This is a genomic window from Nocardia gipuzkoensis (assembly GCF_021183645.1).
Lineage (GTDB): Bacteria > Actinomycetota > Actinomycetes > Mycobacteriales > Mycobacteriaceae > Nocardia > Nocardia abscessus.
In genome coordinates, this window is the sequence record NZ_CP089225.1 from 7,766,174 (window position 1) to 7,779,329 (window position 13,156).

Sequence of the window (13,156 nt, forward strand, 5' to 3'; positions counted from 1 at the left end):
CCGCCTACATGATGATGACGATATTGCCTCTGGCGTGATGCGCCAGCATGTGGGCGACCGCGTGAGCGACTTCGGTGAGTGGGTAGGACTTCTCGACGATCACCTTGACGTCGCCAGATACCAGCAGGGCGGCCAGATCGTCGAGGTTCTCACGGGTGGGGAAAGAGGTGGCGGTGCGGACGTCGGTCGGGCCCCAGCGCATCGTCATTGCTCGCGCGATTCGCGGCAGGCTGCCGAACAGCCCGTGGGCGGGTCCGACGCTGTTGGGGATGAAGGTTCCTCCCGCTGTCAGCAGTTGGGCAGTCGTGGCGGGCGGGTGGTTCAACACGTTGTCGAGGATCACGTCGTAGCGTTGGGTGCTGCGGGTGTAGTCCGTGCGCGTGTAGTCGATGATCTCGTCGGCGCCGAGCGATTGGACGAACTCGGCGTTGCGGGTGCTGCACACGCCGGTGACATGCGCGCCAAGCGTCTTGGCGATCTGTACCGCGAATGTCCCCACACCACCGGACGCGCCGTTGATCAGCACGCGCTTGCCGGGCCCGGCCCGGCCCACGTCTCGTATCGCGAGCAGCGCCGTGATGCCCGACATGACCGCTGCCGCTGCCTCTTCGAAGGACAGTGACGTGGGTTTGGTGATCAGCTGGGACGCCGGCGCCACCGTGTATTCGGCGAATGTGCCCACCGACGACTTGACGCTGTTGTCCCACAGTGAACCGAACACCTCGTCGCCCGGCCGGAAGTCGGTCACGTTCTTGCCGACGGTCTGCACGATTCCGGCGACGTCGCTTCCCCGCACCGGCGTCGACGGTCCCGCGATCCCGAATTGCAGCCGCAGAAGGTAGGGGACCCCGGTCACCGCCAGCCAGTCCGGGGTGTTCACGCTGGAAGCCCGCATCCGAATCAGGACGTCATCGTCGCCGGGGGTGGGTCGGGCGATGTGGTCGAGTGCGAGTACCTGTTCGGGCGGGCCGTAGCCGCGTTGGACGATCGCCCGCATCGTGGGGCTCCGATCGCCGCCGGATGCGTCGGGTGTGATCGCGTTCGCCCATGTCGACATGGTGTCCTCCTCGGATGTCGGAGCCGGGCCGCCAGTGCTGACGGTATGACGCAATCCTCGCGATCCGCCGGGTGCGCCACATCGGACGAGCGGTTCGATCCGCGCCGTCCGTTAGGCCGGTCGCCGCTAGGACTTTCGGCCGATGCGCTCCACCGGTCAGCGCTTGACGCGGTAAGTCTCGTAGGCCCAGATGACGATCTCGACGCGGTTGCGCGCGCCGAGTTTGGCCATCAGGCTCGCGATGTGGGTCTTGACCGTGCTGAGGCTGATGTGCAGCTCCGCGGCGATCTCGTGGTTGGTGCGCCCGCGTGCCACGACGGCCAGAATCTGCTCCTCGCGTTCGGTGAGTGCGGTGACCGGCTGGACCGGCGACGCGGCGGGCCCGGCGCCGGCGAAGGCGGTGAGCAGGCGCGCGGTGACAGTCGGGGCGATCAGCGCGTCGCCGCGAGCGGCGGCGTGGACGGCCTGAGTGAGCATCGCGGTCCCGGCCTCCTTCAAAAGGAATCCGCGGGCGCCGGCCCGCAGCGCCGCGTAGACGTACTCGTCGAGGTCGAAGGTGGTGATGACGACGACGGCGAGGGGGTCCTCGACGGTCGGCCCGGCCAGTCGGCGAGTGGCTTCGATACCGTCGACGCGCGGCATGCGGATATCGAACAAGCACACGTCGGGGCGGAGGTCGAGAGCCAGCTCGATAGCCTGTTCCCCGTCGGCCGCCGCGCCGACGACCTCGATGCCCGGTTGGGCGTCGAGGATCATCACCAGTCCGGTGCGGACGATCTCCTGGTCGTCGGCGACGACCACGCGCAGGTTCGTGTCCACCGGCTCGCCTGCCCTCATGTCGCGCCTTCGCGGGGCAGCACGGCCGTCACGGTCCATCCGCGGCCGGGGTTCGGGCCCGCCGCACAGGTGCCGCCGAGCAGGTCGGCGCGCTCGCTCATGCCGACCAGCCCGTAGCCCGGCGAGACGATCGAGCGGGCTGGACCGCCGTCGCCGTCATCGCGCACGAGTAGCCGCACCGCTGTGTCGTCGGCGGTGACCCGGACTTCGATGCGGGTGGCGTTTCGCGCGTGCCGCACGGCGTTGGTGACCGACTCCTGCGCCAAGCGGTAGATCGCGGCGCCGAGAGTCGCGGGCAGATCGGTGACATCGCCGCTGATCTCGACGTCGACGGACGGACCGGTAGCGGTGGCCTCGGCCAGTCGTCCCAGATCGGTGATGCCGGGGCTGGGTGTGCGGTCCGCTTCCGCGAGCGGCTGGTTTCGCCGGAGCACGCGCACGATGGCGCGCATCTCGGCGAGTGTGCTCGCGGCCTCGGCCTCGATCAGGCGCAGGGCGTCGACGGCGGCATCGGGTGTGGACTGCGCGGTCGCCAGGCCGGCCTGGGCACGAATCGCCATGGCCGACACATGATGCGCGACGGTGTCGTGCAGATCGCGTGCCAGTCGTTCGCGTTCGATCAGCTTGACCTGCTCGAGTTCACGCGCCTTCGCCCGAGCCCGGTACCGGAACGCCAAGCCCAGCGCGACAGCCGAGGACAGAACGACGAGCGCCCCGGCGGCATCGGTGACCGGCAGACCGCTGGCGAGCAGCGCGATGCCCGCCGTAGCGAAGACGATCACCGATCCCGCCACAATGGCACGTCCGGATCCCCACCGGAACAACGCGTACGGCAGCAGCAGCAGCACCGCCATCGCGTCGATGCCCGACTGTTCGCCACCCAGCAGCACAGTCGTCCCAGCCGAACCGACGAAGGCGATACCGGTCATCAGCAGCGGTCTGCTCCGCCGCCACAACAGCGTGGGCAAGATCGCGACCGCGACGAGCACCCAGACGACCCGATGCGGAACATCGTGCCGCACTGCGCCTTCGAGCACCGCGAGCCCTACGAACACCCCTACCAGCGCCCAGTCCCGCCATGACCGCCGCGGTGGGTCAGGCGCGTGGGGTTCGTCCCATACCGAGCGGAGGAGGTGGCGCACGCCTCAATGATCGCATCGGACACGATGGAGGATGCCGGTGGAGCCTCGGGTTCGGCCAGCTCAGGGGCCACTCCGTCGGATGATCCGCGAGATGCCCGGTGACCTCATGGCGGTGGTGCGGTCCGCAGATGGTGCCGTACGCGCGCTGCTTCGCGGGTGAGGTGGTCGCGTTCGGCCAGACTGGTGGCGGCGCGGGCAGCTTCGGCGTACAGGTCGGCGGCGCGGCTGAGATCGCCTGCGCGTTCGCACAGGTATGCCGCTACCGCGATGTACCGCGGCAGGGCGGGGTCGACGTCGTCGAGCGCGGCGAGGCCGGCCTGTGGTCCATCGGCTTCACCCACCGCCACGGCACGATTGAGCCGCACGATCGAGCTGCCGGTGAGGAGCAGTAGTTCGTCGTACCACTCCACGATCTGCACCCAGTCCGTCTCGGAGGCGGTGCGGGCGTCGGCGTGCAGGGCGGCGATCGCGGCCTGGGCTTGGTACTCGCCGAGCCGGTCGCGGGCCAACGCGGTCTGCAGGATCGTCACCCCTTCGGCGATCAGCTCGGTGTCCCACAGCGAGCGGTCCTGCTCGGCCAGCGGCACCAGGCGACCGCCGAGCCCGGTGCGCGAGTCCCGGCGCGCGTGGTGCAGCAGCATGAGCGCGAGCAACCCGGCCGCTTCGGGCTCTTCGGAGAGGGCAGCGAGCTGGCGGCCGAGCCGGATCGCCTCGGCCGCCAGGTCGACATCCCCGCTGTATCCCTCGTTGAACACCAGGTAGAGCACTCGCAACACGGTCGCCAGGTCGCCGGGCTGCTCCAGCCGGACCCCGGCGATGCGCCGTTTGGCCCGGCTGATGCGCTGTGCCATCGTCGCTTCCGGAACCAGGTAGGCCGTCGCGATCTGCCTGGTCGTCAACCCGCCGACCGCGCGCAGGGTCAGCGCGACTGCCGAACTCGGAGGCAAGGTGGGATGTGCGCACAGGAAGTACAAGCGCAGTGTGTCGTCCATGGCAGGCACCGGGCCGCCGGTGGGTTCGGCCTCCACCGCGAGTTCTCGCTCGCGCCGGGCCGTCTCGGCCCGCGCGGCGTCGAGGAATTTGCGCCACGCGACCGAGATCAGCCACGCCTTCGGACTGTGTGGTTGTCCTTCCGGCCAAGCCTCGAGTGCCCGGATCACGGCCTCCTGCACGGCGTCCTCGGCCGAGGCGAAGTCAGCTCCGCGACGGACGAGGACACCGATCACCGCGGGCACCAGCTCCCGCAGCAGCGGCTCGTTCAATCCGTCACCGTGGGCGACTCGGTGAGCAACGGCCGCACCTCCAGCCATTCGTGAATCGGCTCGCCACCGGCCCCGGGAGCCGCGGACAGCTCCCCGGCCAACTCGATCGCTCGATCCCAGGACTCCACGTCGATGATCATCCAGCCCGCGATGAGGTCCTTCGTCTCGGCGAACGGGCCATCGGTCACCGGGGGGCGTCCCGCACCGTCGGATCGCACGAAGGTGCCCTCCGGGGCCAGTGCCCGCGCGTCCACGAACTCGCCGGACTCTTCCAGGCGGGCGGCGAAATCGTTCATGTACTGGATGTGCGCGTCCACCTCCCCGGGAGTCCACTGATCCATCGGCGGCTGGCCCATTGCCGGGGCCGGGCCACCTCGATAGTGCTTGAGCAGCAGATACTTCACCATGAGCTCCTTCTCTGGTTGTACGGCCGGTTGGGGCCGATCGTGCACCAGGGACGGAGCCGTTGCGCTGTTCTCGACACCGTCGACGGAATTACGCACCCATTTTTGGAGTGATGCCGATCACAGAAGTGGCGAGGGTGCACCTGCACCACAGCGTACGAGCCCACCTGTGCGGTATCCCGGCAGCTGTGTCTAATTTGCATGCTCGGTCTCGCTTCGCTCGAAACCTGGGGTTGGGGTGCGCCGGGCTCATCGCCGATCACCCAGTGCACCGGTCACCGGAGGAGAAGTCCCCCGCGGCTCGGTCGGCGGCCTGCTCACGAAGCGGCGCGTGCCCGTCGTCCGCAGGGACCTGAACCACCTGCCGATCGCGGACCGCACTTCGAACTGCGGGATCGGTACTACCGATTGCGTGGTGGGCAGCAGCAGACGCAAGCGTCGCCGACTGCAGGCCGAGTGATCGGCAGATCGTTCTGGCTTGGGGCGGTCCGCCGGGAGCGAGATGATCGGCCCTTTGTACCCTGCCGCAGGCCGGCTCACGCGCGAGTACCGGGGTTACCTGATCTCAGCCGATTCGTGGTGGTGCGCACGCTGCCCAGTTCCGGACACCGCTCGGTCGTTCCTCACTGGTGCACGATGCTCTTGGCGCCCACCATGCGCACCAAGCTGAAGATCGGGAGCCCGATCACCAAATGTTCGATCCCGGTGGAGATACCCACCCAGAGGTCGCTGGACAGTGCCAGTGGGATGATCACCGCCGCGGCGGTGAGGATTCCCACGATCCAGCTGAAGAACAGTTCCGGTGAGGGGGTGCCCAGACGCAGCAGATACCACAGCACTCCGGCCAGCAGCGCGCAGATGAAGGCCACGACCGCGAACCAATACGCGTCCTGGGCCATCGGATTCCACACCCCGAAGCTGCCGCTCTCGGTCACCCGGTGGGCGATGATCTCGATGATCCAGGCGCACAGCCAGGCCGCCAGCGCGGTGACCACCGCCGTCGCGATCACACCGCCTGCGAACATGCCGATGTTGACGTCCGGCCCCTGCTGCGGCCGAGGCTGCCGGTCCGGATATTCGGACTGCTGATACGCGCCGGGATCCTGACCGTACCCGGAAGCCTGGCCGTATCCGTGATCTTGGCGGTACCCGTGCTCTTGGCTGTACCCGGGATCACGGTAATTCCCCGGCTGATAACCGGATTCATAGCGTGCGGTGTGCTGGTCGCGCGGATCCATGGGGTTCAACCGCCGATCACCTCCGTCGAAAGCGTGCGTGTGCGTCGAGTGTAGGGCCAGACCGGACCACCCGCTGCCCGCCTACCCAACTCCCTTCGGCCCGCGATCTCGCCACCGACTCAGGCGGAGGTGGCCTCCCATGCGAACCCGTCCGGGTCGGCGAAGGACCCGAGATCCCCGCCGATGACGATCCGATGCGACCCGCTGCCCTCTGGGGAGACACCGGCATCCTTGGCGGCGGCACGGCGGCCGTAGAGCGCCAGCTTGACCGCGGAGGACGGGGCGTCGAACTCGACGTACTTGCTGCCGAAGCTCTTCGCCACGCTCAAGCCACGGTCGACATAGAACTGCTTGGTCGCCTTGACGTTGTCGACGCCGAGGAGCAGCACGAAGTCATCGATCTCCCGGGTGGCCGGGCCGGTGTCCTTTTTCGCCGACGTCGCGATCTTCCAGATCGCGCCGTCCGGAGCCTGGACGACGCCGCCGTAGCCCCAGAAGCTTTTCTTGGCCGGCTTGAGCGTCGTCGCGCCTGCGTCGACGGCGGTGCCGATGAGGCTGTCGACGGTGCTCGGCTGAGACACCACGAGCGAGAGGATGAAGCCGCGGAACCCGCTCGTCGGCGCCTCGGAGGCCCGCACGCGCACCTTGTCGCCGAGACCGAACGCGGCGGCGTAGAAGGCCTCGGCGGCCGAGGAGTCGGGCACCTCGAGCACAACGGACTCGATAGTGGGCTGGTCAGTGGTGATGTTCATGGCAGTAACGCTATGCGCAGCCCGGTGCACGCCGCTTCTCGATTCCTGATCAGTGTGGCGACGCGCCGACGGCCGCCCGCGCATCAGCTTCCGTCCGTTCACGACTCCGGCGGGAGAAGGGGCGAGGCGAACACTTCCTCGAGCGGGGTCGGGCCGGTGTAGCGACGGCAGTTGCAGCCGACCCACTCTCGCAGGCCGTGGGTGCCTTTGCGGGAGATCTCGGCGTGACACTTACCTGTCGCCCGGTCGTGCAGCGCCAAGTCGTGGCCGCAACCGCAGCGCGCGGGAAGTTTCTCCCCCGACCGAACTCGCCGCCGATGCCCGAACCGGCCACATATCCAGCCGGCACCGAGGAGGCCGGCGCCGACCGCGAGACTCAGGGGGTCCAACATAATTGCAGTATACGTATACGCATAGCCGCAGTCACCCGAATCGGTGGACGCCCGAGCCCGAGTCGGTCTCGGGGGTGCCCCTACTCGGCCTGCGCGGCGATGCGCCGGTCGATGACGGAGAGGGCGAACGCACTCCAGCGAATGTTCTCCTGCTCGAACGAGATACCGCGCAGCAGGGTGAGATACGGGCCGATCCGTTCGGCCTCGGCCAGATACGCCTGTTCACTGCGCCCGTCCAGTAACCGCGACCGCAGGCGTTCGTAGCGCGCCAGTTTCGTCTTGGACCATTCCATTCGCTCCGCGACGGCGGCGCGGACGGTGGGTGCGTCCTCGCCGTCCATGCCCTGCACCTTGACCATCATCTCGTCGCGGATGGCGGTGGGCTTGGCGGGCTCGGCGATGAATTCGTGCAGCGCCGCCCGGCCTGCGGCGGTGATGGCGTGCAGACGCTTGTTGGGGCGGCGTTCCTGCTGGACGACCCGGGTCTCGATGAGTCCGTCGGTCGCCATCCGGTCGAGCTCCTTGTACAGCTGCTGCGGCGTGGCCATCCAGAAGTTCGCGACCGAGGCGTCGAAGCTTTTGGCCAGGTCGTATCCGGACGCCTCGCCCTCCAGGAGCGCGGCGAGCACCGCGTTACGTAGCGCCACCGACTCACGGTAACACAGGAGATGTGTATTAAATTTTTTGAGCGCTCCCCTCTGGACGGTGCATGTGCACCTCGCTACTGTTCCATTGACATACTCATAAAATTGACTATGAAAGGTGCGGCATGCATCCCTTTCGCGAAGCGGTCGAAGCACGTGATGAAGCGGCCATCGAGGCGCTGCTCGCCGACGATGTGGTGTTCACCAGCCCGGTGGCGTTCAAGCCGTACCCGGGAAAGGCGATCACCGCGGCCATCCTGCGCGCGGTGATCCGGGTATTCGAAGACTTCCGATACGTGCGTGAGATCGCGGATGCGGGCGGTCGCGATCACGCTTTCGTCTTCGAGGCCACCGTCGACGGCAAGCAGCTGACGGGATGCGATTTCCTGCACTTCGACGAGCACGGCAAGATCGACGACTTCATGGTCATGGTGCGCCCCCTGTCGGCGGCGCAAGCGCTGGCCACCCGTATGGGCGAGCAGTTCGCACGCATCGAGTCCGAGGCGACCGCTCAGCTCGAGCGCGAGGCGACCGGAGCGTGAGCGACTTGCCATAGATGACGGCGGAGCGCGTGGCCGACGGCGGTGGCGACGGGCACGAGAACGGCCACGAGCAATAGCGCTCCCGGCAATCCGACGGCCTCGGCGGCGAAGCCGATCGCCGGTGGCGCCAGTAGGATCCCTCCGTAGCCGAGGGTGGTCGCCACCGCCACGCCACTTGCACCGCCGCGCGCGCCTGCCGCTCCGACCGCCGGCGGGAAGAGGTTGGACGGGCGTATCGGAAACGTCAGCGCGGCAATTGATTACAGCGCCTGCCGAGGTATCTCATCCGTTGCCGTAGACGCGCTCCGGCACACCCCCGAACACGCCGATGCCCACCGAGCGGCGGGTGCGAGGGTCCGCTCGGTGGGCACACCGCCACGCGCCGGGGACGTGCGCGCCGGGACGGAGGCGGGTTGAGGGATTCCGTCCGGCGGGCAGAAACGCGTGACGGGCGGCGCTTCCGTCGAGCGAGCGTGGAAGTAAGGGCACATGCCACGCCGCTCGACGGAAGCAGGTCTATCCGGAGATCACAGCGAGCCTCCGCCGCCGAGCAACCACGGGTTGAAGGTGCATTCCAGATTCGGGTGACCGGCGGGGTCGAGCGCACGCAGCGCGATGGACAGCGCCCGTGGCGAGTACATCATCGTGAGGTGGTCGGACACGTCCTGCTCGCATCCGTCCTGCAGGGTGATGTTCTGCACCGTCACGCCGGGCGCGGGCTTCAGGAAGGTCAGATCGTAGGGATTGGTGATCTCGTCGTAGCGGGTGCCGACGACGGTGTAGTCGACGCCGGAAACGGTGTCGCCGTTCTCGTTGAGCTTGTTGACGAAGTCCGAGCCGATGGTCTGCTGGATACCGGCGTGCCCGACGAAGATCTCGATGAAACCGAGGATGTCGATACCGAAGTTGTTGATCGCCCGGCCCAGCGCACCGATGCCGATCAGGCTGGTGCCGTGATGCGTGGCGCCGTAGGTGACCAGGTTCTTCACCTTGGCGGCGCCGCCCTCGAACTTGGTGTACCAGTTCGACATCGACCCGCCCTGCGAATGCGCGACGATGTCCACCTCCGGCGCCCCGGTCGCGGCCAGCACCCGGTCGACGAAGGTGGCCAGCTGCTTGGCCGAGTCCTGGATGTACCCGGTGCCCATCACGCCGGGCAGTACCGAGCCGAGTCCGCCGCCCTCGAGCAGGTTCGACCGGCCGTAGTTGAAGGTGTACGTGCAGAAGCCGGCGTCTTTGATGGGTTGGCCCATGTAGGCGAAGCCGTTGTAGGCGTTCATCCAGGTGCCGTGCACCAGAACCACCGGGCGCGGATGCTCGGCGGTCGGCCTGCAATTCCAGTCGTTGGTGCCGGGCGGCGCGACGTCGGGATGAGTCAACCCGTAACCGAACGCGGCCAGCCACGAGGTCATCGGCGGGCCGTAGCCCACGGTGTCGCTGGCGTAGCCGCCTGCCGAGCCCGAGCTGCTGCCCGACCCGCCGTAGCAGTCACCGGAACCGTTGCCCGACCCCGCGCCGCTGCCCGAGGTGCACGCCGAGCCGGTGCCCGCACTGCCCGAATCCGCCACGGGCGCCACCTTGCGGCCCGCCGCGATGTAATCGGCCAACTGCTGCTCGCTCGGCCGCGCCTCCGGCGCCGCGTTCGCACCGGTCGCGCCGACGGCGAGCACCGACACGCTCAGCAGCACCGCCGCCAGGGACGAGCGCCCGTAGGTACTTCGTTTCATCAGTTGCCTTCCTGCAGAACCACAGTGTTCGACCAACGGCGCCGTTCTCGCTGGTAGACGGCACCGAAGCTGCGCCAACGCTAGAACCGGAAAACCAGGCCGCCTATGCGGAACGGATGGATCTGGAGACCTCACGAATGCGTTTGTCGCGGCTAGGGATACGACACAAACGGTGCGGAAAAGACAATTCGCGCAATTCGCCGGACAGGTACGACAGCACAAGTCGGCGGCACGGAAACGGTGAATTATCCAGATCACCAAGCGATTACGGTTTCGCAACGGCCTGCGGCCGCATCATGGATGGACGCCGCACCCCAGCCATCGGTGGCCATCCGGTGGCTAACCGCTTGGAGATCTCGTGTCCGCCACCCTGGTTCCCCTCGCCCGCACCTTGCTGGGCGCACTCGCGGTCGCCGCCGCGCTGACCCACCTCCCGCACGCGTCGGCGCAAGGCCCGGGCTCCGCCGACGCAGGCCCCGCGGCCGCCGTCCTACCGGCGTTCGTCCCGGCGCCATCGCCACCACCGACGGTGCACGGCCCCGTGACCGCCATCGTCGTGCTCGGGTACGGCCTGCTGCCCGACGGCGGCATGCGCCCGGAATTGATCGACCGGCTGCACGCCGGATACCTCCAAGCCCTGCTGGCGCCCCTCTCGCCGATCATCGTGACCGGCGGCAACGCCCGCAACGGCGTCACCGAGGCGCGGGCCATGGCCGACTGGCTGATCGCCCGCGGCATGCCCGCCGCCCGGATCCATCTCGAACCGGAGGCCGGCACGACCGCGCAGAATGCCGCGCGCTCGGCCACGCTCATGCGGGCGATCGGCGCACGCGACGCCGTGGTGATCACCTCGGCCGACCACATCGACCGCGCGGTGGGCACCTTCCACGACGCCGGGGTGCACGTCGTCGGCACCGTGACGCCTGAGCAGGTGCCCGCGCAGATCTGGCGGTTCGGCCCGCTCGCCTGACCCGAGCCGCCATCATCCATCGTTTCGCAATACAGGAGCAATCATGAACGAGACCGCGCTGAATCCGGCCGATCAGGCGAGGTCGCTGATCGACCACCGTTACCGTTCCACTTTTCGGTACGAGGTGGAACGAGAAAAGATCCGCGAATTCGCCCGCGCCGTCCAAGATGCCCATCCGGCGCATCGAAGCGAGTCGGCTGCCGCCGAACTCGGTTTTCCCGGGCTCGTCGCGCCCGCCACGTTCAGCTCGATCATCCTCACCCGGGTACACCGCGAAATTCTGGACACGCTGATCACCGGCTACGATCCGACCCGAATTCTGCACGCGGACCAGGTTTTCGACTTCGGCAGGCCGTTGGTGGCCGGCGACCGCCTCACCTGTGACATCTATTTCGAATCGTTCCGGCACTTCGGCGACTACGACGTCCTCGCGATCAAGAGCGTGCTCATCGACCAGTACGGCACCGTGGTGCAGACCGGTTCCAGCGCGCTGCTCGCCCGCGTCGGCGGGCGCGATCCCGGGTTGGCCGACGCGGTGCGCAAAGTCGCCATGGACGATCGAGTCCCCGCTGCCCCGCGACGAGCCCGGGGCAGCGCCGTCGTCCCGGCAGCCGCCGACTATCTCTCGCCGACGCCCACCCGCCGATCGCCGAGACCGGTCATCGACTTCGCCGATCTCGCCGTGGGCACCGAGCTGCCCGTTCGCACCATGCGGCTGTCCCGCGGCGACCTGGTCAACTACGCGGGCGTGACCGGCGAATCCAATCCGGTGCTGTTCGACGAGCGGGTCGCGCTCGCCAGCGGCCTGCCGACCGTGGTCGCGCCCGGCATGCTGAAACTCGGCCTGGCCACGTCGTTCCTGACCTCCTGGCTCGGCGATCCCACGGCGGTCACCCGATTCCGCGCGCAATTCGCGCACAATGCCCACCACCTGCGCATCCCACCGTTGGGCGCCGGGACGATCCAGTTCCGCGGCCGGGTCACCTCGACCGATCCGCGCAGGCGGCGAGCGACCATCGCGGTCGACGCACACGCCGACGGACGCAAGCTGTTCGGCTACGCCGCCGCCGAAGTGCTGTTCCCGCGGGCGGTTACGGCCGCCGTCTGATCAGGCCGCCGTGCCGGGCCGCGCGTCGGTTCGATCGCGCTCCCCGGTCGATTCCCGCAGAAGGCCGGCGACCAGCGCCAGGCGGCGATGCGACGCCAGCCGCGCGGCGCGATCGTAGGTGCTGGTGTGCACGAGGATCTCGTCGGCGCCGGTCCGGCTGACCAACCGCTCCAGTCGGTCGGCGACCTCGTCCTCGGTGCCGTAGAGGCTGCCGTGCAGTCCGTCGTCGAAAATCCGGCGCTCCCGAGCGGTCATGGTGCGGGACTCGATCTCCGAGGGCGGGATCAGGGGCGGGAACTCGCCACGGGTGCGCGAGTAGGCGGCCGCCCACGCCTCCGGCAGCAGCAACCGGTACGCCTGCGCGGTGGTGTCGGCGATCACGATCGATCCGGAGACCACCACGTAAGGCGCGGCGCCCGGCAGAGAGGGGCGGAACTGCGCGCGATAGCGCTCGATGGCCTCGACCATACGGTCTTCGCCGCCGACCGCGGCGATCACCAGCGGCAACCCGAAACGGGCCGCGCGTTCGGCGCCGGACCCGGTGGCCAGCAGGAGCGCCGGAACCCGCAGCCCTTCGGCGGGCCAGGCGTGCACACCCTGCCTGCCCTCGGTGAAGTAGGCCAGCAGCTCGGTGAGCTGGGCATCGAAATCCTCCGCGGCGCGCTTGTCGTGCCCGAGCGCGCGCCGCACGCCGTCGGTGAATCCGACCGAGCGGCCCAAGCCCATGTCGATGCGTCCCGGATACAGCGATTCCAGCACCCCGAACTGTTCGGCGACCACCAGCGGCTGGTGATTGGGCAGCATCACCCCGCCCGTGCCGATCCGGATCCGGGAGGTCTCGGCAGCGGCGGCGGCCGCGAGCACGGTCGGCGCCGAACCCGCCACGCCGGGCACACTGTGGTGCTCGGCGACCCAGAAGCGGTGATAGCCCCACTCCTCGGCGAGCCGGGCGAACGCGACGGTCTCCCGCAGCGCGGCGGGATGGCTCTCGCCGCGCCGGACGCGCGAGCGGTCGAGGACGGAGAACCGGATCGAGGACAGCGGCGCGGACACGGTGGTTACAACGCACCGGCGCCGCGCT

General features: G+C 68.5%; 14 protein-coding genes. 3 read left to right on the forward strand and 11 right to left on the reverse strand.

The annotated features are described in order from the left end of the window. Positions 1 to 4: 4 nt before the first annotated feature. The 9 genes from LTT66_RS35345 to LTT66_RS35385 form a co-directional block, all read right to left on the reverse strand. Positions 5 to 1,057 carry an NAD(P)-dependent alcohol dehydrogenase gene (locus LTT66_RS35345; protein WP_233062803.1) on the reverse strand — a complete coding sequence of 351 codons (1,053 nt, stop codon included), beginning with the start codon at positions 1,055 to 1,057 and terminating at the stop codon, positions 5 to 7. Positions 1,058 to 1,213: 156 nt separating this feature from the next. Beyond that, positions 1,214 to 1,894: a response regulator gene (locus LTT66_RS35350; RefSeq protein WP_233062804.1), complete on the reverse strand. Its 681-nt coding sequence runs from the start codon at positions 1,892 to 1,894 to the stop codon at positions 1,214 to 1,216. Continuing rightward, a complete protein-coding gene (locus LTT66_RS35355) occupies positions 1,891 to 3,036 on the reverse strand; it encodes a sensor histidine kinase (RefSeq protein ID WP_233062805.1) in 1,146 nt (381 codons plus the stop codon). The genes LTT66_RS35350 and LTT66_RS35355 overlap by 4 nt, the downstream gene beginning before the upstream one ends. A 104-nt stretch (positions 3,037 to 3,140) precedes the next feature. Next, the gene (locus tag LTT66_RS35360; RefSeq protein ID WP_233062806.1) at positions 3,141 to 4,298 is read right to left on the reverse strand and encodes an RNA polymerase sigma factor; all 1,158 of its coding nucleotides are present in this window, start codon (positions 4,296 to 4,298) and stop codon (positions 3,141 to 3,143) included. Then, entirely contained in the window at positions 4,295 to 4,705 is a 411-nt protein-coding gene (locus LTT66_RS35365; RefSeq protein ID WP_233062807.1) for a YciI family protein, read from the reverse strand. Before LTT66_RS35365 ends, LTT66_RS35360 begins: the two co-directional genes overlap by 4 nt. Before the next feature lie 620 nt (positions 4,706 to 5,325). Next, the gene (locus LTT66_RS35370; protein ID WP_332909705.1) at positions 5,326 to 5,940 is read right to left on the reverse strand and encodes a hypothetical protein; all 615 of its coding nucleotides are present in this window, start codon (positions 5,938 to 5,940) and stop codon (positions 5,326 to 5,328) included. A gap of 119 nt (positions 5,941 to 6,059) precedes the next feature. Then, positions 6,060 to 6,692 carry a VOC family protein gene (locus LTT66_RS35375; protein ID WP_233062809.1) on the reverse strand — a complete coding sequence of 211 codons (633 nt, stop codon included), beginning with the start codon at positions 6,690 to 6,692 and terminating at the stop codon, positions 6,060 to 6,062. Between the two features lie 98 nt (positions 6,693 to 6,790). Next, the gene (locus tag LTT66_RS35380) at positions 6,791 to 7,084 is read right to left on the reverse strand and encodes a hypothetical protein (protein ID WP_233062810.1); all 294 of its coding nucleotides are present in this window, start codon (positions 7,082 to 7,084) and stop codon (positions 6,791 to 6,793) included. Positions 7,085 to 7,164: 80 nt separating this feature from the next. Continuing rightward, positions 7,165 to 7,731, reverse strand: a complete 567-nt coding sequence (locus tag LTT66_RS35385) for a PadR family transcriptional regulator (RefSeq protein WP_181723528.1) — start codon at positions 7,729 to 7,731, stop codon at positions 7,165 to 7,167. 122 nt (positions 7,732 to 7,853) lie between these two features. On the opposite strand from LTT66_RS35385, the gene LTT66_RS35390 reads away from it, so the two are divergent. After that, the gene (locus LTT66_RS35390) at positions 7,854 to 8,270 is read left to right on the forward strand and encodes a nuclear transport factor 2 family protein (RefSeq protein ID WP_181723527.1); all 417 of its coding nucleotides are present in this window, start codon (positions 7,854 to 7,856) and stop codon (positions 8,268 to 8,270) included. 527 nt (positions 8,271 to 8,797) lie between these two features. On the opposite strand, the gene LTT66_RS35395 is transcribed toward LTT66_RS35390, so the two are convergent. Further along, entirely contained in the window at positions 8,798 to 9,997 is a 1,200-nt protein-coding gene (locus LTT66_RS35395) for an esterase/lipase family protein (protein ID WP_233062811.1), read from the reverse strand. Positions 9,998 to 10,355: 358 nt separating this feature from the next. On the opposite strand from LTT66_RS35395, the gene LTT66_RS35400 reads away from it, so the two are divergent. Together LTT66_RS35400 and LTT66_RS35405 are read left to right on the forward strand one after the other, a co-directional pair. After that, positions 10,356 to 10,967, forward strand: coding sequence for a YdcF family protein (locus LTT66_RS35400; protein ID WP_233062812.1), 612 nt, complete (start codon positions 10,356 to 10,358; stop codon positions 10,965 to 10,967). A gap of 43 nt (positions 10,968 to 11,010) precedes the next feature. Then, on the forward strand, positions 11,011 to 12,075 hold the full coding sequence (locus LTT66_RS35405; RefSeq protein WP_233062813.1) for a fused (3R)-hydroxyacyl-ACP dehydratase subunits HadA/HadB: 1,065 nt from the start codon (positions 11,011 to 11,013) through the stop codon (positions 12,073 to 12,075). Here the strand turns inward: LTT66_RS35405 and LTT66_RS35410 are convergent, their stop codons facing one another. Next, a complete protein-coding gene (locus LTT66_RS35410) occupies positions 12,076 to 13,128 on the reverse strand; it encodes an LLM class flavin-dependent oxidoreductase (RefSeq protein ID WP_233062814.1) in 1,053 nt (350 codons plus the stop codon). It lies immediately after the preceding gene. Between the last annotated feature and the right edge of the window lie 28 nt (positions 13,129 to 13,156).

What these genes read in the sequence shown, in the direction of transcription:
- LTT66_RS35380 (WP_233062810.1), bottom strand. Translation starts at nt 7,084, where the DNA reads ATGTTGGACCCCCTGAGTCTCGCGGTCGGCGCCGGCCTCCTCGGTGCC.
- LTT66_RS35390 (WP_181723527.1), top strand. Translation starts at nt 7,854, where the DNA reads ATGCATCCCTTTCGCGAAGCGGTCGAAGCACGTGATGAAGCGGCCATC.
- LTT66_RS35375 (WP_233062809.1), bottom strand. Translation starts at nt 6,692, where the DNA reads ATGAACATCACCACTGACCAGCCCACTATCGAGTCCGTTGTGCTCGAG.
- LTT66_RS35345 (WP_233062803.1), bottom strand. Translation starts at nt 1,057, where the DNA reads ATGTCGACATGGGCGAACGCGATCACACCCGACGCATCCGGCGGCGAT.
- LTT66_RS35405 (WP_233062813.1), top strand. Translation starts at nt 11,011, where the DNA reads ATGAACGAGACCGCGCTGAATCCGGCCGATCAGGCGAGGTCGCTGATC.
- LTT66_RS35350 (WP_233062804.1), bottom strand. Translation starts at nt 1,894, where the DNA reads ATGAGGGCAGGCGAGCCGGTGGACACGAACCTGCGCGTGGTCGTCGCC.
- LTT66_RS35395 (WP_233062811.1), bottom strand. Translation starts at nt 9,997, where the DNA reads ATGAAACGAAGTACCTACGGGCGCTCGTCCCTGGCGGCGGTGCTGCTG.
- LTT66_RS35365 (WP_233062807.1), bottom strand. Translation starts at nt 4,705, where the DNA reads ATGGTGAAGTATCTGCTGCTCAAGCACTATCGAGGTGGCCCGGCCCCG.
- LTT66_RS35370 (WP_332909705.1), bottom strand. Translation starts at nt 5,940, where the DNA reads ATGGATCCGCGCGACCAGCACACCGCACGCTATGAATCCGGTTATCAG.